Consider the following 21,346-nt stretch of genomic DNA (forward strand, 5'->3'; position numbering starts at 1 on the left):
ATTCCTTAATTATTTACCGGCAGCGGCAGCAACAACGGCCTTGGCTGCTTCTTCCATGGTGTCAGCGGCGATGATTGGCAAGCCGGATTCGGCCAGCATCTTCTTGCCCAGGTCTTCGTTGGTGCCCTTCATGCGCACGACCAGCGGCACGGACAGGGACACGGCCTTGGCGCCGGCGATCACGCCTTCGGCGATCACGTCGCAGCGCATGATGCCGCCGAAGATGTTCACCAGGATGGCTTTCAGCTCTGGGTTCTTCAGCATCAGCTTGAACGCTTCGGTGACTTTCTCGGTGGTGGCGCCGCCGCCCACGTCCAGGAAGTTGGCAGGCTCGCCGCCGAACAGTTTAATGGTGTCCATGGTCGCCATGGCCAGGCCGGCGCCGTTCACCAGGCAGCCGATGTTGCCGTCCAGGGAGATGTAGGCCAGGTCGAACTTGGAAGCTTCGACTTCCGCTGGATCTTCTTCATCCAGGTCGCGGTAAGCCACGATTTCCGGGTGACGGAACAGTGCGTTGGCGTCGAAGTTGAACTTGGCGTCCAGTGCGATGACCTTGCCGGAACCGGTCAGGATCAGTGGGTTGATTTCGGCCAGGGAAGCGTCGGTTTCCCAGTAGGCTTTGTACAGGCCTTGCAGGTTGGCGACCGCGTCGGCAACGGATGCGTCCGGTACGCCGATCTTGCGCGCCACGTCAGCGGCGTCCGCGTCGGTCAGGCCGACGGCTGGATCGATGATCACGTTGTGGATCAGCTCTGGGTGCTTTTCAGCGACTTCTTCGATGTCCATGCCGCCTTCGGAGGAAGCCATCAGGACGACGCGCTGGGAAACGCGGTCGGTCACCAGGGAAACGTACAGTTCCTTCTTGATGTCGGCGCCTTCTTCGATCATCAGGCGGCGTACTTTCTGGCCTTCAGGACCGGTCTGGTGGGTCACCAGCTGCATGCCCATGATCTGGTCGGCGTACTCTTTCACCTGTTCCATGGATTTGGCAACTTTCACGCCGCCGCCTTTACCACGGCCACCTGCGTGGATCTGTGCCTTAACAACCCATACTGGGCCGCCCAGGGTTTCCGCAGCTTTGACTGCTTCTTCCACGGACATGCACGGAATACCGCGCGGTACGGTCACTCCGAATTTTCGGAGGATTTCTTTGCCTTGATACTCATGGATTTTCATGCTGGCTTTCCCTTCTTTCGAATCGTTTGAATAGTAGTATTTTTCTACAGCACCTAGGCTGCTTCCGTCTTATTGACGTACCAGCGCGGGTAAAACTCGGCAACTGCCCCGCCATCGGTCTTCAGGGCGTGGCACTTGTCAAGTTGGAACGGTTTCTCAGTCGCAGTGTTGGAGCGCTCGTTCACCGGCCACACATCGTTGGCAAAGGCTTGCATGGCTGCCGTCGGCAGCACCTGGGCCAATTCCGTCAGGTGGGTACAGCCAAGCACACCGGCCAGCCGCTCCTTGACCGCATGGCGGAAACCCTTCATCAGGTTCAGGCCGATCAGGGCTTTATAGGCTGGGCCAATGGTGTCGCAATGGCCTGGATAGGGAACAGCGTCCGAACTTGCTTCGGCATCTACAATGGTCAGCTGCTTGTCGACGGTCACGCGCAGCCACAGGTCGTGCAGGGCTTCATTGCCCTTGCGCGGGCCGGATGCCAGCATGGTGTCGAAGGATTTGATGTCCGTGATATGGGCGTCAAGATCCCACAGGCCATCCTCGCGCGCGAACGCCTGGATGTCTATGGCGCGCGTGTGCCGCAGCGCTCGTCGGGAGACAGGATTTGACAGGGACATAAGACCGATGCCACAAAAGTGGCCAAAATTATAAGCAGCTAATCAGTACGCCGCAGCTTCTACGGACAACCACCGCACCCGCGGTGCTGCATAAAACTCTCGAAGTGTAGCATACCTGTCAGGCCAATTCAGTATTCCTCATCGGGCATGGTGCCCTTCATGGCGGTGCGGATGGCTTTCTGGGAAAAGCCGCGCGACATCAGGAAGCGCAGCTGTTTCTGGCGGCCTTCGGGATCTGCGGCGACTTCGCCGAACTTGCGGCGCCAGACTTCGCAGCAGCGTTCGACTTCGTCTTCTTTCAGGGATTCTTTGACTTCGGCCAGCATCTCGCCGCCGATGCCGTGGTGCTGCAGTTCGGCGACGATGCGGCTATTGCCGTAGCGCGCGGCGCGGCGGTGGACCAGGTTCTCGGAGAAGCGCTCTTCCGATAGCCATTTGTTTTGTTCGAGGAAGTTGAGGAGGGCTTCGACGTCGTCGCCCTCCTCCGCGTGGCGTTGAAGCTTGCGGGCGAGTTCGAGGCGGGAGTGCTCGCGCTGGCTTAACAGGCGGAGGGCGCGGGCTTTTAATGTGGGTTTGGGGAGGGGCATCTTTTAAACCGGTAAACCTGGGTCTGACCCAAGGGTCAGACCCGGCGTGTGCCTGAGCCGGTGGCCGTCGAATAGACTGGGTCAGACCCTTGGGTCTGACCCTGGTTTACCGGTTTCAGTCAACCGCGCGCAGCTTCGGCGCTTCTTCGCCATCGGTCACGGCTGGCAGCTCGCGCACGCCCAACGCCGCACGCACCTTGTTCTCGATTTCGCGCGCCAGGGCTGGGCGCTCTTTGAGGAAGGTACGGGCATTGTCCTTGCCCTGGCCGATACGGTCGCCGCCGTAGCTATACCAGGAACCCGACTTCTCAACGATCTTGGCTTCCACGCCCAGATCGATGATTTCGCCTTCACGCGAAGTGCCTTCGCCATACAGGATGTCGAAGTGGGCTTCCTTGAACGGAGGCGCGATCTTGTTCTTCACGACCTTGACTTTGGTCTCGTTACCAATCACCTCGTCGCCCGACTTGATCGAACCGGTACGGCGGATGTCCAGGCGCACGGAGGCGTAGAACTTCAGCGCATTGCCGCCGGTGGTGGTTTCCGGCGAGCCGAACATCACACCGATCTTCATGCGGATCTGGTTAATGAAGATCACCAGGGTATTGGTGCGGTTGATGGTGCCGGTCAGCTTGCGCAGCGCCTGGGACATCAGGCGCGCCTGCAGGCCTGGCAGCGAGTCGCCCATATCGCCTTCGATTTCAGCCTTCGGGGTCAGCGCGGCAACCGAGTCGACCACGATCAGGTCCACGGAACCGGAGCGCACCAGCGCGTCGCAGATTTCCAGGGCCTGTTCGCCGGTGTCCGGCTGGGAGATCAGCAGCTCGTGCAGGTTGACGCCCAGCTTCTGTGCGTAGACCACGTCCAGCGCGTGTTCGGCGTCGATGAAGGCGCAGGTGCCGCCCATTTTCTGCATTTCAGCGATGGCTTGCAGGGTCAGGGTGGTCTTGCCGGACGATTCAGGACCGTAGATTTCCACCACACGGCCGCGTGGCAGGCCGCCTACGCCCAGCGCGATATCCAGGCCCAGGGAACCGGTGGAGACAGTCTGCACTTCCTCGATCGGGGCCGATGCGTCCATGCGCATCACGGAGCCTTTACCAAACTGCTTTTCAATCTGGGCCAGCGCCGCGGCCAGGGCCTTGGCTTTTTCCGATGCAGGTACTACAGTTTTTTTGTCGTCCATGATGTTCTTTCGCGGGTCTGAATGTGGGTCACTACGTTGGTACAGGTGGTACTGTATAAAACTACAGTGCTTTTGACAAGCCCTTTTTTGAAATCTTTGCGAAATATCAAACAAGGGGTACATTAGGCCTATGCGTATCTTATTAGCTGAAGATGACAGCGTCCTCGCGGACGGCCTGACGCGCTCGCTGCGCCAGTCGGGTTATGCGATCGATTGCGTAAAAAACGGGCAGGAAGCCGACACGGCCCTGTCCACCCAGGAATTCGACCTGCTGATCCTGGACCTGGGCCTGCCCAAGCTGTCCGGCCTGGAAGTGCTGCGCCGCCTGCGTTCGCGCGGCTCGCTGCTGCCGGTGCTGATCCTGACGGCGGCCGATTCGGTCGAGCAGCGCGTCAACGGCCTCGACCTGGGGGCCGACGATTATATGGCCAAACCGTTCGCGCTGTCGGAACTGGAGGCGCGGGTGCGGGCGCTGACCCGGCGCGGCCAGGGCGGCGGCTCGACCGTCGTCAAGCATGGCCCGCTGACCTACGACCAGGTCGGCCGCAGCGCCTATATCAATGAACAGATGCTGGACTTGTCGGCGCGCGAACTGGGCCTGCTGGAGATCCTGCTGGCGCGCACCGGGCGCCTGGTCTCGAAAGAGCAGCTGGTGGACCACCTGTGCGAGTGGGGCGAGGAAGTCAGCAACAACGCCATCGAAGTCTATGTGCACCGCCTGCGCAAGAAGATTGAGGTGGGCGGCATCCGTATCGCCACCGTGCGTGGCCTGGGCTATTGCCTGGAAAAGTTCAATCCCCCGGCTGCCAAGTGAGCAGCGAACCGCAGGCAGCGGACTGGGAGCACGCCCCGGCCGCCGAGGAGCAGGAAATCCAGCACTCGCTGTTCGGCGAGATCCTGGACTGGATGCTGGCGCCCCTGCTGCTGCTGTGGCCAATGAGTATCGCCATCACCTACCTGGTGGCCAAATCCATCGCCAACCAGCCGTTCGACCATGCGCTGGAAGACACCCTGACCGTGCTGACGCAGCAGGTGCGCGAGGTGGGCGGCGTGATCCCGCGCCTGCCGGCCGCGGCGCGCGACATCCTGCGCGCCGACGATGTGGACAATATCTATTACCAGATCAGCAGCCCGGCCGGCAGCCACGTGGACGGCGACCGCGACCTGCCGGCGCCGCCAATGGAGCCGGACGGCGAGAGCTACCGTGCCGGCAGCGTGACCTTCCGCAACGCCACCCTGCATGGCACGCCGATCCGCCTGGCCTATACCTGGGTCAACCTGCAGGAGGACAAGGCGCAGCCGCCGCGCCTGGCCCTGGTGCAGGTGGGCGAAACGCTGGACAAGCGCGCCAAGCTGGCCAACGACATCATCAAGGGCGTGATCCTGCCGCAGTTCATCATCCTGCCGATCGTGCTGGCCCTGGTGTGGTTTGCGCTGTCGCGCGGGCTGCTGCCGCTGCGCGAGCTGCAGGAACGCATCCGGGCCCGCCCTTCGGACGACCTGAGCCCGATCCCGCCGCGCCAGGTGCCGGAAGAAATCACGCCGCTGGTCAAGTCGCTCAATGAAATGCTGGAGCGCCTCAAGCTCTCGATTGATTCGCAGAAGCGCTTCATCGCCGATGCGGCGCACCAGATGAAAACCCCGCTGGCCGGCATGCGCACCCAGTCCGAACTGGCGCTGCGCCAGACCGACCAGGCCGAAGTACACCGCTCGCTGGAGCAGCTGGCCAAATCGTCGGAGGCGGCCACGCGCCTGGTCAACCAGCTGCTGGCGCTGGCGCGCGCGGAAAACCAGCCGCAGGCCGGCACCGCGATGCAGCCGCTGGAGCTGGACCTGCTGGCGCGCGACACGGTGCACGACTGGGTGCAGGCCTCGTTCAGCGCCGGCATCGACCTTGGCTACGAGCCGGCGCGCGAGGAAGTGCCGATCTCCGGCAACCCTGTGATGCTGCGCGAAATGCTGTCCAACCTGATCGACAATGCCTTGCGCTACACGCCGCGCGGCGGCGCCGTGACGGTGCGCGTGCGGCGCACCGGCCAGCATGCCTTGCTGGAGGTGGAGGACAACGGCCCCGGCATCCCGCCCGCCGAGCGCGCCCAGGTGTTCGAGCGCTTCTACCGCATCCTGGGCAGCAATACCGAAGGCTCGGGCCTGGGCCTGCCCATCGTGCGCGAGGTGGCGCAGCAGCACGGCGCGGAGGTGGACCTGTTTGCCAACCCGCGCGCCACCGACCCGAAATATCCGGGCTGCCTGTTCCGCGTCAGCTTCCCGCTACGCGAGCCGGACGCTCCGCCCGAAGAAGACGAGGTACCGCATTTTGGATAAGCTTGAACGCCACTGGCGCCGCGTGCGCCGCATGACCGGCTGGCTGCTGGCCATCTGGCTGCTGGCGACTTTTTGCATCATCTTTTTTGCGCGCGAGTTGAGCGGGCTGTCGATCTTCGGCTGGCCGCTGTCGTTCTACCTGGCGGCGCAGGGTGCGTCGCTGATCTACCTGGCCATCATCGGTTTTTACGCCTGGCGCATGCGGGTGCTGGAACGGCGCTTTCGTCGCGAGGACCAGGCATGAAGACGCGCTTCTTCCGCAAGCTGTCGCGCTATTACCTGATCTTCACCGGCTGCTTCAGCATGTTCCTGCTCGCACTGGCGATGCTGGAAAAGGAAGGCATGCCGCGCCTGTGGATCGGCTACCTGTTCATGTTCGCCACCATCATCCTGTATGCGGCGATCGGCGTGATCAGCCGCACCTCGAACGTGGCGGAGTATTACGTGGCGGGGCGGCGCGTGCCCTCGCTGTTCAACGGCATGGCCACGGCGGCGGACTGGATTTCGGCGGCCAGCTTCATTTCGCTGGCGGGCGGCCTGTACCTGCACGGCTTCGACGGCCTGGCCTATATCATGGGCTGGACCGGCGGCTACTGCCTGGTGGCGCTGCTGATCGGGCCTTACCTGCGCAAGTTCGGGCAGTACACCATTCCCGACTTCCTGGCGGCGCGCTACGGCGGCGGGGTTGACGGCCGCGCGGTGCGGCTGATGGCGGTCAGCGCCACCATCATCGTCTCCTTCACCTATGTGGTGGCGCAGATCTACGCGGTGGGGCTGATTGCCTCGCGCTTTACCGGCGTGGATTTCTCGGTCGGCATCTTCCTCGGGCTGGCGTCGATCCTGGTGTGCTCCTTCCTGGGCGGCATGCGCGCCATCACCTGGACCCAGGTGGCGCAGTACATCATCATCCTGGTGGCCTTCCTGATGCCGGCCATGTGGCTGGCGGTCAAGCATGGCGGCAATCCGGTGCCGCAGGTGGCCTACGGCAAACTGCTGCCCCAGCTCAGCGCGCGCGAGGCGCAGCTGGCGAATGACGAGCAAGAGGCCGAGGTGCGCGAGGTATTCCTGCAGCGTGCCGAAGATTTCAGCGTACGCCTGCACGGGCTGCCCGCTTCCTGGGATTCGGGCCGGCTGGAGGCGCAGCACAACCTGGACATGGTCAAGCAGCGCAACGGCTCGCTGCTGGAGATCCGCGCTGCCGAGCGGGCGCTGGCCAATTATCCGAAGACGGTGGAAGACGCCGCCGCCGTCTGGACCGCGCAGCGCAACCAGAACCTGGCGCGGGCGCGGGCGCCGGTCAAGCACGCCGAGCCCTTCCCTGGCACCGACCGCCAGCAGTCCAACCAGAAGCGCAACAACTTCCTGGCGCTGGTGTTCTGCCTGATGGTGGGCACGGCGGCCCTGCCCCACATCCTGATGCGCTCCTACACCACGCCTTCGGTGCGGGAGACGCGCGTGTCGGTGTTCTGGACCCTGTTCTTCATCCTGCTGGTGTACCTGACCATCCCGGCGCTGGCGGTGCTGGTGAAATACGATATCTACAGCTCCCTGGTGGGCAGCGACTTTGCCCACCTGCCGACCTGGGTCTCCTACTGGGCCAATGTGGACAAGGCCAGCCCGCTGCTGTCGATCAGCGACATCAACGGCGACGGCATCGTGCAGCTGGCGGAAATCCTGATCGATGGCGACGTGCTGGTGCTGGCCACGCCGGAGATTGCCGGCCTGCCCTACGTGATCTCCGGCCTGGTGGCGGCTGGCGGCCTGGCGGCGGCGCTGTCGACAGCGGACGGGCTGCTGCTGGCGATTTCGAACGCCCTGTCGCATGACGTGTACTACAAGATCGTCGACCCCACCGCCTCGACCCAGAAGCGGGTCACGATTTCCAAGCTGCTGCTGCTGGCGGTAGCCTTCATCGCGGCCTACGCCGCATCGACCAAACCGGGCGACATCCTGTCGCTGGTGGGCGCCGCCTTCTCGCTGGCCGCATCGACGCTGTTCCCGGCCCTGGTGGCGGGCGTGTTCTGGCAGCGCGCCAACCACCAGGGCGCAATCGCCGGCATGGTGGCAGGCTTCTTCACCTGCCTGTACTACATGCTGCACGCGAACCCGGTACTGGGCGGCAGTGTCGCCGGCCAGTGGTTCGGCATCGCCGCCAATTCGGCCGGCGTGTTCGGCGTGCCGGTGGGGCTGGCCGCGCTGGTGGTGGTGAGCCTGCTGACGCCGCAGCCCGACGCCCGCACCATGTCGCTGGTGCGGCATATCCGTACGCCTGAATAGTGACAATTGGTGAGCGTTTGCTACCGCTTCCGCTGGTAGCATGCGCTCCATGAAAAAACTTCCCGTTGCACTTGCATTTTCCCTCGGCCTGTCCACAGCGCCAGCGGCATACGCCGCCGATCTGCCGCCTATCGAGGCGTTCTTTGAGAATCCCGCCTTCACCGGCGCCAGGCTGTCGCCAAGCGGCCGATACCTGGCCGCCAAGATCGCCAAGAAGGGCGGGCGCAGCATGCTGGCGGTGGTCGACCTCACCACGCGCAAGGCCGAAGCGGTGGCCGGCTTCAACGACCTGGATGTCAACCATGTGCGCTGGGTGAACGATGAGCGCCTGCTGTTCGATATCGCCGACCTGCGCGCCGCCCAGGGCCAGATTTATGCCGCCCCGGGGCTGTATGCGGTGAACCGCGACGGCAGCAAATTCCGCCAGCTGGCCTCGCGCTACGGAAAATCCTTCATTACCACGGGTGCCGCCGACAAGATGCTGCCCTGGCACACCTTCATGCTGAACCAGGATGGCGCGCAGGATTCGGAATCGGTCTATGTGCAGGACTACGTGATCGGGGCGCCCGGCGATTTACGGCAGGTTAACCTGCTGCGCCTGAATACCCTGAACGGCCGCTGGCAATCGGTCAGCACCCCGGGCGATGCCAAAGGCTGGCTGCTGGACCAGGACGGCGAGCCGCGCCTGGCCACCACCCACGCCGAAGCGACCACCGGCATCCACCTGCGCGAAGGAGACAGCTGGCGCAAGGTGGCATCGTTCAACAGCCACAAAGGCGGCTTGCAGGCGATGCAGGTGCTGGCCTTCGGCCCCGGCAGCACGCTTTACGTCAGCGCCGCGCACGGCCAGGACAAGACTGCGCTGTACCGCTACGACAGCGCGACCGGCAAGCTGGATGAGCAGCCGATGGTCGATCTGGCCGGCTACGACTTCCGCGGCCGCCTGGTCATCCGCGGCGGCAAGCTGGTGGGCGTGCACTACTTGCGCGACGGCGAAGGCACCGAATGGCTGGACCCGGCGCTGAAAGCCATGCAGGCCGAAATCGACAAGAGCCTGCCCGGCCTGGTGAACATGGTGGAGCTGCCGCGCGATCCGCAAGCGGAAAACGTGCTGGTGCGCTCATTCTCCGACACCCAGCCCACCATCTACCTGATCTACAACCGCAGCAGCAAGACGCTGGAGAAAGTCGGCGAAACCCGTCCGGCCATCAAACCGGCCGCCATGGGCTCGCAGGAGCAGGTGTTCTACGCCGCGCGCGATGGCCTGCAAGTGCCGGCCATGCTGACCTTGCCGCGCAATAGCAAGGACAAGAAGCTGCCGATGGTGGTGATGGTGCATGGCGGCCCTTACGTGCGCGGCAGCGAATGGGGCTGGGAGCCGGAGGCGCAGTTCCTGGCGTCGCGCGGCTACGCGGTGCTGGCGCCGGAATTCCGCGGCAGCACCGGCTTTGGCAGCAAGCATTTCCGCGCGGGCTGGAAGCAATGGGGTCTGAAGATGCAGGACGATATCGCCGACGCCGTCAAATGGGCGGTCGACAAAGGCTATGCCGACCCGCAGCGCGTGTGCATCATGGGCGCCAGCTACGGCGGCTATGCCACCCTGATGGGACTGGTCAACGACCCGCAACTGTTCCAGTGCGGCGTGAACTACCTCGGCGTGACCGACATCGGCCTGCTGTACCGCGGCCACTGGTGGTACAGCTCCGACCTGTCGGAAGAGGCCAAGCGCTACAGCATGCCCGACATGGTGGGCGACCCGGTCAAGGATGCCGAGCAGTTCAAGGCCACCTCGCCGATCGAGCAGGCGCACCGTATCACGCGCCCGCTGCTGCTGGCCTACGGCGGCGTGGACCAGCGTGTACCGCTGGTGCATGGCACCCGCTTCCGCGACGCCGTGCGCAGTACCAACAAGGACGTGGAATGGGTGGTCTACCCGGACGAAGGCCACGGCTGGCATGACCCCAAGAACCGCATCGATTTCTGGACGCGGGTTGAGAAATTCCTGGATAAACATATCGGCGCGGGCGCCCGCGCAGCCCAATGAAGATCATCTCCCTTACTCTCGCCATCGCCCTTGGCCTGGGCGCGGCGCCGGCCGCCCTCTGCGTCGTCAACCCGCCGGCGGCGGAAGCCTTCTTCGAAAACCCGGCCTTCAGCGGCGCGGTGATTTCCCCCAACGGCAGGTTCATCGCCGCCAAGATCGGCACCAAAGGCAAGCGCAATTCGCTGGCCGTGGTGGAGCTGGCCACCCAGAAGATCCAGGTCGTCGCGCATTTCGGCGATACCGATATCAACCATGTGCAATGGGTGAACGACCAGCGCCTGCTGTTCGACAGCAATAACAACGATACCGGCTTCGGCGACACCGGCTATGGACCCGGGCTGTATGCGGTGGACCGCGACGGCGCCAACTTCAAGCAGCTGGCATCGCGCTGGAACAAAGGCTTCAAGAATTCGACTGCGCAGCGCGACATCCTGCCATTCCATACCGTCATGCGGCTCCAGTCCGGTCCGAAGAATTCGGAATGGGTGTATGTGGAAGACCACACGGATGGCAATGTCGGCCTGCTGCGGGTGAACACCGTCACCGGCCGCACGCAAACAGTAGCGCGCCCCGGCGAAGTGAGTTCCTGGCTGCTGGACGAAGCCGGCTTGCCGCGCCTTGCCTCGACGCGCGACAAGGCCCAGGTCACCATGCACCTGCGCGACAGCGAAGACGGCCCCTGGCGCGTGCTGACCAGCTATAACGCCTTCACCGGCGGCAAAGGCGCCATGCACCCACTGGCTTTCGGTGCGGACAATTCGCTGTACATCGAATCGAGCCAGGGACACGACAAGACCGCGATCTACCGCATGGACCTGGCGACCGGCAAGATTGACGACAAGCCGCTGCTCAACCTGGACGGCTACGACTTCAAAGGCAACCTGGTGATACGCGGCGGCAAACTGGTCGGCGTGCACTACCTGCGCGACGGCGAAAACTCCTTCTGGTTCGATCCCGCCCTGCAGGCGCTGCAAGCGGAAATCGACCAGAAGCTGCCGCAGACCGTGAATATGCTGGACCTGCCGTCCGACCTGAATGCACCAACCGTGCTGGTACGCGCCTATTCCGACACGCGCCCGGACAGCTACTACGTCTACGACCGCAGCACCAAAACCCTGAACAAGGTGGGCGACACCCGCCCCGGCATCGCGGCGGAGCAGATGGGGATCCAGGAGCAGGTGCGCATCAAGGCGCGCGACGGCCTGGAAATCCCGGTCATGCTGACGCTGCCGCAGGTGAAGGAGCCGAAGAAGCTGCCGCTGGTGGTCCTGGTGCACGGCGGACCTTACGTACGCGGCAGCACCTGGGGCTGGCGGCCGGACGTGCAGTTCCTGGCTTCGCGCGGCTATGCGGTGCTGCAGCCCGAATTCCGCGGCAGCACCGGCTACGGCAGCCGCCACTTCCGCGCCGGCTGGAAACAGTGGGGCCTGAAGATGCAGGACGATATCGCCGACGCCACCAAATGGGCCATCGCCCAGGGCTATGCCGACCCGCAACGCATCTGCATCGCCGGCGCCAGCTACGGCGGCTACGCAACGCTGATGGGGCTTGTCAACGATCCGCAGCTATACCGCTGCGGCGTCGACTGGGTGGGCGTCACCGATATCACGCTGCTGTTCACCGGCCACTGGCTGTACCGCGACGACAGCAACCCGATCGCCCGCCAGTACGGCATGCCGGAGCTGATCGGCGACCCTGTGAAAGACGCCGAACGCTTCAAGGCCACTTCCCCGATCGAACAGGCGCACCGCATTACGCAGCCGCTGCTGATGGCCTACGGCGGCGCCGACCTGCGCGTACCGCTGGTGCATGGCCTCAAGATGCGCGACGCGGTCAGCCGCAGCAACCAGCAGGTGGAATGGGTCGAATACGAATTCGAGGCCCATGGCTGGAATGTCCCGGCCAACAAGATCGACTTCTGGACCCGGGTCGAGAAATTCCTCGCCAAGCATATCGGCACGGACGGCCAGCAACACCCTTAGCGGCTTGTGATATTTGGATAGACTTAAGTGGCTTTCAATCTGGTAATTTCCCAGCATCCATTGAAACCGAAAGTCTCCATGCTCAAGCAATTCCTTCGCAGCCGCTGCCAGCACTATCTGCTGGTTGGGGGCGCCGCAATCGCCGGTCTGGCCCAGGCTGCACCGCCGCCGGTCCAGCACTTCTTCGAATCCGCCCAGTTCAAGCAAGCGCAAATCTCGCCAAGTGGCCGCTATGTGGCCGTGAAAGTCGGCGGCAATAATGAGCGCGACGGCATGATCGTGATCGATAGCGACACCGGCGCCATGGCAGGCGGCGCCCGCTGGGATGGCCTGGACATCGGTAGCTTCCGCTGGGTTAACGACAATCGCCTGGTTTACACGCTGGATGACAAGAAGGTCGCGCCGGGCGACATGCTGTTCGCGCCCGGCATGTTTGCCATTGACCGCGATGGCTCGAATCGGCGCCAGCTGGTTGAACAGGGCCGTTCCGACTTTGGCGCCAGCACGCAGATTGCCCGCAAAATCCAGCCCTGGAACACCTTCCTGCTGAACGCCCCGGGCGCGCAGGACTCCGAATTCATCTATGCCCAACAGCCTGTGTGGGGCGACCGCGGACGGGTCATCCAGCGCACCAACCTGGTCCGCCTGAATACCTCAACCGGCATTGCCACCTTCGTCGACCGCCCCACTGCGCCGGACTATTGGATGCTGGACCACAAGGGCGAGCCGCGCATCATGGGCTCCCTGCTCAACGGCCGGACCACCATCCATTACCACGACCCGGCCACCGACAAGTGGCGCGACCTGGCCACGTTTGAAGCCTACAACTTCGAAGGCGAAGGCTTCGACCCGGTTGGTTTCATGGACGACAAGTTCATGCTGGTGCAAACGCGCCTGAACGGCGACAAGACGGCATTGCACCGCCTGGAACTGGCGAGCGGCAAGGTCGACCCAAAGCCGCTGCTGGCATTGGCCGACTTCGATTTCAGCGGCAACGTGGTGTATTCGAACAAGCGCCTCGTGGGCATCCACTATGTCGGCGATGCGCGCGACACGCTATGGTTCGACCCTGCCCTGAAGGCGGCGCAGATCGAAGTCGACAAGAAGCTGCCGGGCCTGATCAATATCCTGACGCCGCCGGCGGCGCCGGAAGTGCCGTGGATACTGGTGGTCAGCTATTCCGACCGGCAGCCCAACACCTACCTGCTGTATAACAGCAAGAACGGACAGATCAAATTGCTCGGCAGCGCCCACTCGCATATCAATCCGAACATGATGGGCCGCCAGTCGATGACCAAGATCCAGGCCCGCGACGGGCTGCAGATCCCGGTATGGCTGACCATGCCGGCCAAGGGTGGGAAGAAGCTGCCCATGGTGGTCGTCGTGCATGGCGGGCCGTATGTGCGCGGTACCGACTACGGCTGGGACCCGATCGGGCAATTCCTGGCCTCGCGCGGCTATGCGGTGCTGGAGCCCGAATTCCGCGGCAGCACCGGCTACGGGTTTGGCCTGTTCAAGGCCGGCATGAAGCAGTGGGGCCTGTCGATGCAGGACGATATCGCGGACAGCGTGAAGTGGGCCGTCGCACAGGGCCACGCAGATCCCGACCGCGTGTGCATCCTGGGCGGAAGCTATGGCGGCTACGCTACGCTGATGGGGCTGGTGAAAGATCCAGACCTGTACCGCTGCGGCGTGGCCTATGCCGCCGTCACCGACATTCCGCTGATGCTGGACGGCATGATGTGGCTGTCCGACGCTCCGGACGAGTACCGCAAGTTTGGCGCGCCAGTACTACTGGGCGATGCCAGCAACGATGCCGAACGGTTTACCGCCACCTCGCCGCTGCAGCAGGCCGCGCGCATCAAGCGTCCGCTGCTGCTGGCGCACGGCAGCGATGACCGCCGCGTGCCGCGCGTGCATTACACCAAGATGCGCAGTGCGCTGGAAGCCAACAAGGCCAATGCCGAATTCATGGAATACACCGGCGAAGGCCATGGCTGGAGCCGTTCTGCCAGCAGCGTCGACTTCTGGGCCCGCGTCGAAAAATTCCTGGATAAACATATCGGCGCCGCGCGCCAGTAAGCCCATGATCAAGCAGTTTCTGGTAAGCCTGGCCGCAGTAGGCGGCCTGGCGCATGCCGCGCCGCCGGTGAAAGACTTCTTCGCACCGGCCGAATTCAAGGACGCGCAGCTGTCGCCGAGCGGCCGTTATCTCGCCCTGCGCATCGGCAAGAGCGGACTGCGCGACGCCATGGCGGTCCTCGACACCGGCACGCGCGCCGTGGTGGGCGGGGTGCGCATGAGCGATTACGACGTTGGCGATATCCGCTGGGTCAACGATATGCGCCTGGTGTTCAATGTGGTCGACCACCACCTGGCGCCAGGCGACCACGATTTTGCCCCGGGACTTTACGGCATCAACCGCGATGGCAGCGAGCAGCGCCAGCTGGTGAACCATACCTACTTCGGCGCCTCTACCACCGGCACGCGGATTGCGCGCCATACCGAACCCTGGAACACCTACCTGCTGCGCGGCCCCATCACCGGTGCGCAAGATTCGGATTCCATCTATGTCCAGCGTCCCGTCTGGCGCGAGGAAAGCTACATCATCGAGCGTACCGAACTGGTTGAGCTGAACACGCGCAACGCGAAGGCAAGCTTCGTCAACCGTCCGGCCCAGCCGGACGCCTGGATGCTGGACCACAAGGGCCAGCCGCGCCTGATGGTATCGGAGCAGGCCGGAGTCGAAACCATCCACCTCAGGAATGCCGAAAGCGGCGAATGGCGCGCCCTGGCCAAATTTCCCGCTTATGGCCATGCCAAGGACGGTATCTCGCCAGTCGGCTTCATGGACGACAAGCGCCTGCTGGTCAAGGCTCGCCTGAACGGCGACATGGCGGCGCTGCACGTGCTCGACCTGGTTTCGGGCGAGGTGTCGGCGGAGCCCCTGGTTTCACTGGCGGACTTCGACTTCAGCGGCTCGCCGATTTACTCGAACAAGAAGATGGTGGGGCTGCATTTTGTCGGCGATGCGCGCGGCACCGTCTGGTTCGATGCGGGCATGAAGGCCACGCAGGCGGACGTCGACAAGCAGCTGCCTGACCTGATTAACATCATCACGCCGGCAATGGCGCCGGAAGTCCCGTGGCTGCTGGTGGCCAGCTACTCGGACCGCCAGCCGCGCTTCTACTCCCTTTACAACAGCAAGACCGGCGAGCTGAAGGTGGTCGGCAACAGCCACCCGGCGATCAACCCGAAAGACATGGGACGCCAGGACTTCGTCAAGATCAAGGCGCGCGACGGCATGCAGGTCCCAGCCTGGCTGACGCTCCCGGCCCAGGGCGGCAAGAACCTGCCGCTGGTGGTTCTGGTGCATGGCGGCCCTTATTTGCGCGGTACCGAATGGGGCTGGGACGCCGACAGCCAGTTCCTGGCCTCGCGCGGCTATGCCGTGCTGGAGCCGGAGTTCCGCGGCAGCACCGGTTACGGCTTGAAGCTGTTCAAGGCCGGCATCAAGCAGTGGGGGCTGGCGATGCAGGACGATATCGCCGATGCCGTGAAATGGGCTGTGGCGCAGGGGTACGCCGACCCGGGCCGCGTCTGCATCATGGGCGGCAGCTACGGCGGCTATGCCACGCTGATGGGGCTCGTCAAGGACCCGGACCTGTACCGCTGCGGCGTGGCCTATGCGGCGGTAACCGATATCCCGATGTGGCTGGGCAGCTCCATGTCCACCATTTCCGACGTTGACGACGACTACCGCAAATACGGCGCCCCGGTGCTGCTGGGCGACCTGCGAGAGGACGCCGAGCGCTTCACCGCCACCTCACCGCTCAAGCAGGCGGCCCGCATCAAACGCCCGCTGCTGCTGGCGCATGGCAGCGCCGACCGCCGCGTACCGCGCGAGCACTATTCCTCCCTGCGCAGCGCGCTGGAAGCCAATAAGGCCGATGCGGAATATATCGAGTACATTGGCGAAGGCCACGGCTGGAGCACCACCGCCAACCGGATCGACTTCTGGACCCGGGTCGAGAAATTCCTGGGCAAGCATATCGGCGCGGGGGCGAAAAAAGAGTAAGCTGGCAGCTCGTCCATCACTTACCTGAAGGAGCAGCGCGATGTCGTCTGGCAAGATCCTGGTCGCACAAGGGGGCGGTCCTACCGCCGTGATCAACCAGTCGCTGGCCGGCGTCGTGCTGGAGGCGCGGCGCTTCCGCAATGTGACGCGGATCTATGGCGCGCTGCATGGGGTACGCGGCATCGTCAACGAGGAATTCGTCGACCTGACGCAGGAGACCAGCCATAACCTGGAACTGGTCGCCGCCACGCCCTCCTCCGCGCTCGGCTCCACGCGCGACAAGCCGGACCTGAAATATTGCGAAGAGATCTTCAAGGTGCTGAAGGCGCACGAGATCGAGCATTTCTTTTACATTGGCGGCAACGATTCCTCGGACACGGTGCGCATCGTGGCAGAACAGGCGCAGGCGGCGGGCTATCCGCTGCGCGCGATCCACATTCCCAAGACCATCGACAACGACCTGGTGGGCAATGACCATACGCCGGGGTTCCCTTCGGCCGCGCGCTTTGTGGCGCAGGCCTTTGCCGGCGCCAACCTGGATAATGCTTCGCTGCCGGGCGTGTATGTGGGCGTGGTGATGGGGCGCCACGCCGGCTTCCTGACCGCCGCTTCGGCTCTGGGCAAGAAGTTCCCGGACGATGGACCGCACCTGATCTATCTGCCGGAGCGCGTGTTCTCCATCGAGCAGTTCCTGGCCGATGTGAAGGAGACGTATGAACGCTACGGGCGCTGTGTGATCGCGGTATCCGAAGGCATCCACGATGCTTCCGGCGAGCCGATTGCGACCTTGCTGGCGAAAGAGGTTGAGCGCGATGCGCATGGCAATGTGCAGCTGTCCGGCACCGGCGCGCTGGCGGACCTGCTGTGCGACGAGATCAAGGACAAGCTGGGTATCAAGCGGGTGCGCGGCGATACCTTTGGCTACCTGCAGCGCTCCTTCATCGGCTGCGTGTCGGACGTGGACCAGCGCGAGGCGCGCGAAGTCGGCGAGAAGGCGGTGCAGTTCGCCATGTGGGGCGACCGCAATGGCTCGGTGGCGATCAAGCGCACCGGTTTCTATTCGGTGGATTACGAGCTGCTGCCGCTGGAAGCGGTGGCGGGCAAGACGCGTGTCATGGAGGATGAATTCATCGATGCGCGCGGTACCGGCGTGACGGATGCGTTCCGCATGTACCTGCGCCCCCTGCTTGGCTCCGGCATGCCGGACGCCTACCGCCTGCGCCCCGCGGCCGTGCCGAAAATCCTCAAAGCCAAATAGGGCAAGTTCTCGCCTGATGACGGCCTAGCATGGTGGCTCTTTCAACAAGGAGACCACCATGAAGAAAACCCTTGGAGCGCTGGCCCTCGCGGCGGCGAGCGGCGCGGCGGCGGGCGATATTGAGCGCGCACGGCACGCTTTCGACTTCCTGCACGGGGAGTGGACGGTGCAGAACCGGCGCCAGAGCGATTACACCGATCCAAACAGCCCTTGGGAAACATTCAGCGCATCAAACGTGGTGCATGCGCTACCGGCTGGCATCGGCAACTATGACGAATACCGCCCCCTGGGCGATTGGCGTCCCGGCTTTGTGGCGATGACGCTGCGCGTATTCGACCCTGTCACGGGGCGCTGGAGCATCTACTGGCTTACCAACCGCGATGGCGGGCTCGATCCGGCGACCGGTGTGCTGCTGCCGCCGGTGGTCGGCCGCTTCGGCGCGGACGGCGTGGGCCGCTTCGAAGGCGAGGAGGTTTATAAAGGCCGCACGGCGCGCGTGCGCTTTACCTGGACCCGCGCCGGCGAACGCCAAGCGCGCTGGGAGCAAGCCTATTCCTGGGACGACGGCACCAGCTGGCAAACCAACTGGGTGATGGAGTTCAGCAAACGCTAACCCAGGTGAATTTTCGTCCCAGCCAAGGGCAGGCTTTATACTTTCGCCTCGGTGCGCAGCCACCGTGTACGGAGACCGAAACCAACAATGCGAAAATTCCGAACTTTTCTACCTATAGCCACTGCGGTGGCTGGCCTGCTCGTCCTCGCACCAGCTTTCGCGCAAGTGGCCGGCGCTCCGCCGGTCGAGGCGTTCTTCGACAACCCGCCGACCAGCAAGCCGGCACTCTCCCCTAGCGGGAAGTATGTGGCGATGCGCGTGGACGGCAGCGGCGGCCATAAGGAGCTGGCGGTTTTCGAACTAGCCACGGGCAAGGGCACGCCAATCAAGGGCTTTGCCGATGCCAGCGTCGGAGAGTTCCAGTGGGTGAACGATGAACGCCTGGTGTACGCCGCCGAGGAAGACCGCCTGGGTAATGAAGGTATCCGCTATCAACCCGGTCTGTTCGCGGTCAACCGCGACGGCTCGGAGTTCAAGCGGCTCGCGGCACGCGTCCAGCTTTCACAGCGGGTCCTGACGGCCGAAAAGCTGCTGCCCTGGAATACCTATATGCTGCCGCAGACCGGCCGCAAGCTCGATACCGATTACATTTACGCCGAAACGCGCATGAGCCGCGGTGAGCGCGATATCCCCACCGTTGAACTGGTGCGCATCAATACCAGGACCGGCCGTTCGACCACCCTGTCCGGTCCGCGCAATACCAAGCGCATCATGCTGGACTACGACGGCGAGCCGCGCATTGCCGAAGCCGCAGTGGAAGACAAGGTTGAATTCCACTACCGCGATCCGAAGCGCGGCAACGACTGGCGCAAACTGTTCGAGCACACCCGCTACGCCAACCAGCCGACCGACATCACGCCGCTGGCCGTGGGCCCGGACGGTACCCTGTACGTGCTGGCAACTGGCGACAACGGCCTGGAGGCGGTGTACCGCTATGACCTGGAGAACAATAAGCTGGGCGCGCAGGTCATCCAGCAGAAGGACTTCGACTTCCGTGGCGAGCTGCTGTTCACCGCCAAGGGCCTGGCCGGCATCCGCTACATCGGCGATGCGGAGAGTACGCAGTGGCTGGATGCGGATATGAAGGCGATGCAGGACAAGCTGGACAAGCTGCTGCCAAACACCGAAAACCTGGTGACGATTCCGGCCTACGCCTCGGCGCAGAACTATATGGTCAAGACTTATTCCGACGCGCAGCCGCCGTCGTACTGGGTGTATGACAATGCGGCCAACAAGATCACCAAGATCGGCGATACCAAGCCGCAGCTGAACGCGGCGGCACTGGGCAAGCGCCGCATGGTGCGCTACCAGGCGCGCGATGGGATGACGATTCCGGCCTTCCTGACGCTGCCGAAGAACCATGGCAAAGCCTTGCCGATGATCGTGCTGGCCGGCGACACGCCGTTCGAATACGGCAGCAACCTGGCCTTCGACGAGCAGGCGCAGTTCTTCGCTTCGCGCGGCTATGCGGTGCTGCAGCCGGAAGTACGCGGCAGCAAGGGCCATGGCAACCGTCACTGGAGCGCGGGCCTGAAACAGTGGGGCCTGAAGCGCCAGGACGACTATGCGGATGGCGTGAAATGGGCCGTCAGCCAGGGCTTCGCCGATGCGAAGCGCGTCTGCATCGCCGGCGGCGGCCGTTATGGCGGCTATGCGGCTTTGATGGGCCTGGTGAACGATCCCGACGTGTACCGCTGCGGTATCAGCTGGTCCGGCATTGTGGATTTCGAGCTGATGGCGAACGGTGGCGCGCTGGCGGCCAAGGGCGTGGACGAGGCGTGGGCCAGGTACGGCATGCCCGTCATGATCGGCGACCTGGCGCGTGATGCGGAACGCCTGAAGAGGACCTCGCCGCTGCAGCAGGCGGCCCGGATCAAGCAGCCGTTGCTGCTGGCTTATGGTGACGACGATCCTTCGGTACCGCGCCAGGTAGCCCGCAAGTTCCACGAAGCGGTCAAGCAGGGCAACCAGCGCGTGGAGTGGGTTGAGTATCCGGCGGAGGAAGGTGTGAAGTGGGTCAATCCGGCGACGCGCTTCGACTTCAACAAGCGTATCGAGAAGTTCCTCGATAAGCAGATCGGCGCCGGGGCGCCGAACTAAAAAAAACGGCGCCGAAGGCGCCGTTCTTATTTACACCACGATGGTCTGGTGCTCGCCTTCCGCGCGGGCGCGGATCTTGCCGATGCGGGACACGGTCTCGCCGGCTGCGGTCAGCTGGGCGATCGCTGCGTCGGCGTTTTCAGCGGACACGATCACGGTCATGCCGATACCGCAGTTGAACACGCGGTGCATTTCGGAGTCGGCCACGCCGCCGTGCTGTTGCAGCCACTGGAACAGTGGAGGCATGGTCCAGGACTTGCCATCCAGTTCGGCGGTCAGGTTGTCGGCCAGCACGCGTGGGATGTTTTCCACCAGGCCGCCGCCGGTGATGTGCACCAGGCCTTTGACTTCCATCGATTCCATCAGCGCCAGCAGCGGCTTGACGTAGATGCGGGTCGGGGCCATCAGCACGTCGGCCAGCTTGCGGCCGTGGAAGTCGGCTTCCAGGTCCGGCTTGGCCACTTCGATGATCTTGCGCACCAGGGAGTAACCGTTGGAGTGGGCGCCCGAGGAGGCCAGGCCCAGCACCACGTCGCCCGGGGCGATCTTGGAGCCGTCGATCAGCTTCGACTTTTCAACCGCGCCAACGGCGAAGCCGGCCAGGTCGTATTCGCCGTCCGGGTACATGGAAGGCATTTCAGCCGTTTCGCCGCCGATCAGGGCGCAGCCAGCCTGCTCGCAACCCTGGGCGATGCCCTTGATCACGTCGGTGGCGGTCGGCACGTCCAGCTTGCCGCAGGCGAAGTAGTCGAGGAAGAACAGCGGCTCGGCGCCCTGCACCAGGATGTCGTTCACGCTCATGGCCACCAGGTCGATACCTACGGTGTCGTGGCGGTTCAGCTCGAAGGCCAGCTTCAGCTTGGTGCCGACGCCGTCGGTACCGGAAACCAGCACCGGCTCCTTGTATTTCTTGCTGATCTCAAACAGCGCGCCGAAGCCGCCGATGCCGCCCATTACGCCTTCGCGCATGGTGCGCTTGGCGAATGGCTTGATCGCTTCAACTAGGGCGTCGCCGGCGTCGATATCGACACCTGCGTCACGGTAGGACAGGGAAACATTCGAAGGTTGGCTCATGGTGTTTTACGCAACAGAGGCGGTAG

At 63.7% G+C, this 21,346-nt stretch carries 15 protein-coding genes and 2 pseudogenes; 12 read left to right on the top strand and 5 right to left on the bottom strand.

Translation table 11 applies throughout. From position 1 onward, the window contains the following. Positions 1–9: 9 nt before the first annotated feature. From sucC to recA, 4 genes are all read right to left on the bottom strand, one after another. Positions 10–1,176 carry an ADP-forming succinate--CoA ligase subunit beta gene (sucC, locus tag AAHE99_RS13920; protein ID WP_342117948.1) on the bottom strand — a complete coding sequence of 389 codons (1,167 nt, stop codon included), beginning with the start codon at positions 1,174–1,176 and terminating at the stop codon, positions 10–12. Between the two features lie 53 nt (positions 1,177–1,229). Beyond that, a complete protein-coding gene (locus AAHE99_RS13925) occupies positions 1,230–1,796 on the bottom strand; it encodes a DUF2889 domain-containing protein (protein ID WP_342117949.1) in 567 nt (188 codons plus the stop codon). Positions 1,797–1,924: 128 nt separating this feature from the next. After that, entirely contained in the window at positions 1,925–2,383 is a 459-nt protein-coding gene (gene recX, locus AAHE99_RS13930; protein ID WP_342117950.1) for a recombination regulator RecX, read from the bottom strand. 115 nt (positions 2,384–2,498) lie between these two features. Then, a complete protein-coding gene (gene recA, locus AAHE99_RS13935) occupies positions 2,499–3,569 on the bottom strand; it encodes a recombinase RecA (protein ID WP_342117951.1) in 1,071 nt (356 codons plus the stop codon). Between the two features lie 130 nt (positions 3,570–3,699). On the opposite strand from recA, the gene AAHE99_RS13940 reads away from it, so the two are divergent. From AAHE99_RS13940 to AAHE99_RS13990, 12 genes and pseudogenes are all read left to right on the top strand, one after another. Next, positions 3,700–4,383 carry a response regulator transcription factor gene (locus AAHE99_RS13940; RefSeq protein WP_342117952.1) on the top strand — a complete coding sequence of 228 codons (684 nt, stop codon included), beginning with the start codon at positions 3,700–3,702 and terminating at the stop codon, positions 4,381–4,383. Positions 4,384–4,505: 122 nt separating this feature from the next. Next, positions 4,506–5,300, top strand: a pseudogene (locus AAHE99_RS26805) (sensor histidine kinase N-terminal domain-containing protein); the annotation flags it as partial. A 264-nt stretch (positions 5,301–5,564) separates the two neighbouring features. After that, positions 5,565–5,894, top strand: a pseudogene (locus AAHE99_RS26810) (sensor histidine kinase); the annotation flags it as partial. Between the two features lie 31 nt (positions 5,895–5,925). Continuing rightward, on the top strand, positions 5,926–6,138 hold the full coding sequence (locus tag AAHE99_RS13950) for a DUF4212 domain-containing protein (protein WP_446728926.1): 213 nt from the start codon (positions 5,926–5,928) through the stop codon (positions 6,136–6,138). Beyond that, complete coding sequence (locus AAHE99_RS13955; protein WP_342117955.1) at positions 6,135–8,171, top strand: sodium:solute symporter family protein; 2,037 nt, start codon at positions 6,135–6,137, stop codon at positions 8,169–8,171. The genes AAHE99_RS13950 and AAHE99_RS13955 overlap by 4 nt, the downstream gene beginning before the upstream one ends. 49 nt (positions 8,172–8,220) lie before the next feature. Beyond that, positions 8,221–10,215, top strand: coding sequence for a S9 family peptidase (locus AAHE99_RS13960; protein WP_342117956.1), 1,995 nt, complete (start codon positions 8,221–8,223; stop codon positions 10,213–10,215). Next, positions 10,212–12,197 carry an alpha/beta hydrolase family protein gene (locus AAHE99_RS13965; RefSeq protein ID WP_342117957.1) on the top strand — a complete coding sequence of 662 codons (1,986 nt, stop codon included), beginning with the start codon at positions 10,212–10,214 and terminating at the stop codon, positions 12,195–12,197. Before AAHE99_RS13960 ends, AAHE99_RS13965 begins: the two co-directional genes overlap by 4 nt. A 78-nt stretch (positions 12,198–12,275) precedes the next feature. Further along, the gene (locus tag AAHE99_RS13970) at positions 12,276–14,279 is read left to right on the top strand and encodes an alpha/beta hydrolase family protein (RefSeq protein WP_342117958.1); all 2,004 of its coding nucleotides are present in this window, start codon (positions 12,276–12,278) and stop codon (positions 14,277–14,279) included. Positions 14,280–14,283: 4 nt separating this feature from the next. Beyond that, on the top strand, positions 14,284–16,275 hold the full coding sequence (locus AAHE99_RS13975) for an alpha/beta hydrolase family protein (protein WP_342117959.1): 1,992 nt from the start codon (positions 14,284–14,286) through the stop codon (positions 16,273–16,275). Positions 16,276–16,315: 40 nt separating this feature from the next. After that, the gene (locus tag AAHE99_RS13980) at positions 16,316–17,533 is read left to right on the top strand and encodes a 6-phosphofructokinase (protein ID WP_342117960.1); all 1,218 of its coding nucleotides are present in this window, start codon (positions 16,316–16,318) and stop codon (positions 17,531–17,533) included. A 58-nt stretch (positions 17,534–17,591) separates the two neighbouring features. After that, entirely contained in the window at positions 17,592–18,146 is a 555-nt protein-coding gene (locus AAHE99_RS13985) for a hypothetical protein (protein ID WP_342117961.1), read from the top strand. Positions 18,147–18,272: 126 nt separating this feature from the next. Next, on the top strand, positions 18,273–20,246 hold the full coding sequence (locus AAHE99_RS13990; protein WP_342117962.1) for a S9 family peptidase: 1,974 nt from the start codon (positions 18,273–18,275) through the stop codon (positions 20,244–20,246). A gap of 30 nt (positions 20,247–20,276) precedes the next feature. Here the strand turns inward: AAHE99_RS13990 and purM are convergent, their stop codons facing one another. Further along, the gene (purM, locus tag AAHE99_RS13995) at positions 20,277–21,320 is read right to left on the bottom strand and encodes a phosphoribosylformylglycinamidine cyclo-ligase (protein ID WP_342117963.1); all 1,044 of its coding nucleotides are present in this window, start codon (positions 21,318–21,320) and stop codon (positions 20,277–20,279) included. Between the last annotated feature and the right edge of the window lie 26 nt (positions 21,321–21,346).

It is taken from the genome of Pseudoduganella sp. OTU4001 (assembly GCF_038440195.1).
In the GTDB taxonomy this organism is placed as follows: Bacteria; Pseudomonadota; Gammaproteobacteria; order Burkholderiales; family Burkholderiaceae_D; genus Rugamonas.

Bases quoted from the DNA above. Each gene is read 5' to 3' on its own strand.
- AAHE99_RS13925 (WP_342117949.1), bottom strand. From the start codon at position 1,796: ATGTCCCTGTCAAATCCTGTCTCCCGACGAGCGCTGCGGCACACGCGC.
- AAHE99_RS13960 (WP_342117956.1), top strand. From the start codon at position 8,221: ATGAAAAAACTTCCCGTTGCACTTGCATTTTCCCTCGGCCTGTCCACA.
- sucC (WP_342117948.1), bottom strand. From the start codon at position 1,176: ATGAAAATCCATGAGTATCAAGGCAAAGAAATCCTCCGAAAATTCGGA.
- AAHE99_RS13975 (WP_342117959.1), top strand. From the start codon at position 14,284: ATGATCAAGCAGTTTCTGGTAAGCCTGGCCGCAGTAGGCGGCCTGGCG.
- recA (WP_342117951.1), bottom strand. From the start codon at position 3,569: ATGGACGACAAAAAAACTGTAGTACCTGCATCGGAAAAAGCCAAGGCC.
- AAHE99_RS13970 (WP_342117958.1), top strand. From the start codon at position 12,276: ATGCTCAAGCAATTCCTTCGCAGCCGCTGCCAGCACTATCTGCTGGTT.
- recX (WP_342117950.1), bottom strand. From the start codon at position 2,383: ATGCCCCTCCCCAAACCCACATTAAAAGCCCGCGCCCTCCGCCTGTTA.
- purM (WP_342117963.1), bottom strand. From the start codon at position 21,320: ATGAGCCAACCTTCGAATGTTTCCCTGTCCTACCGTGACGCAGGTGTC.
- AAHE99_RS13965 (WP_342117957.1), top strand. From the start codon at position 10,212: ATGAAGATCATCTCCCTTACTCTCGCCATCGCCCTTGGCCTGGGCGCG.
- AAHE99_RS13950 (WP_446728926.1), top strand. From the start codon at position 5,926: ATGACCGGCTGGCTGCTGGCCATCTGGCTGCTGGCGACTTTTTGCATC.
- AAHE99_RS13940 (WP_342117952.1), top strand. From the start codon at position 3,700: ATGCGTATCTTATTAGCTGAAGATGACAGCGTCCTCGCGGACGGCCTG.
- AAHE99_RS13955 (WP_342117955.1), top strand. From the start codon at position 6,135: ATGAAGACGCGCTTCTTCCGCAAGCTGTCGCGCTATTACCTGATCTTC.
- AAHE99_RS13980 (WP_342117960.1), top strand. From the start codon at position 16,316: ATGTCGTCTGGCAAGATCCTGGTCGCACAAGGGGGCGGTCCTACCGCC.
- AAHE99_RS13985 (WP_342117961.1), top strand. From the start codon at position 17,592: ATGAAGAAAACCCTTGGAGCGCTGGCCCTCGCGGCGGCGAGCGGCGCG.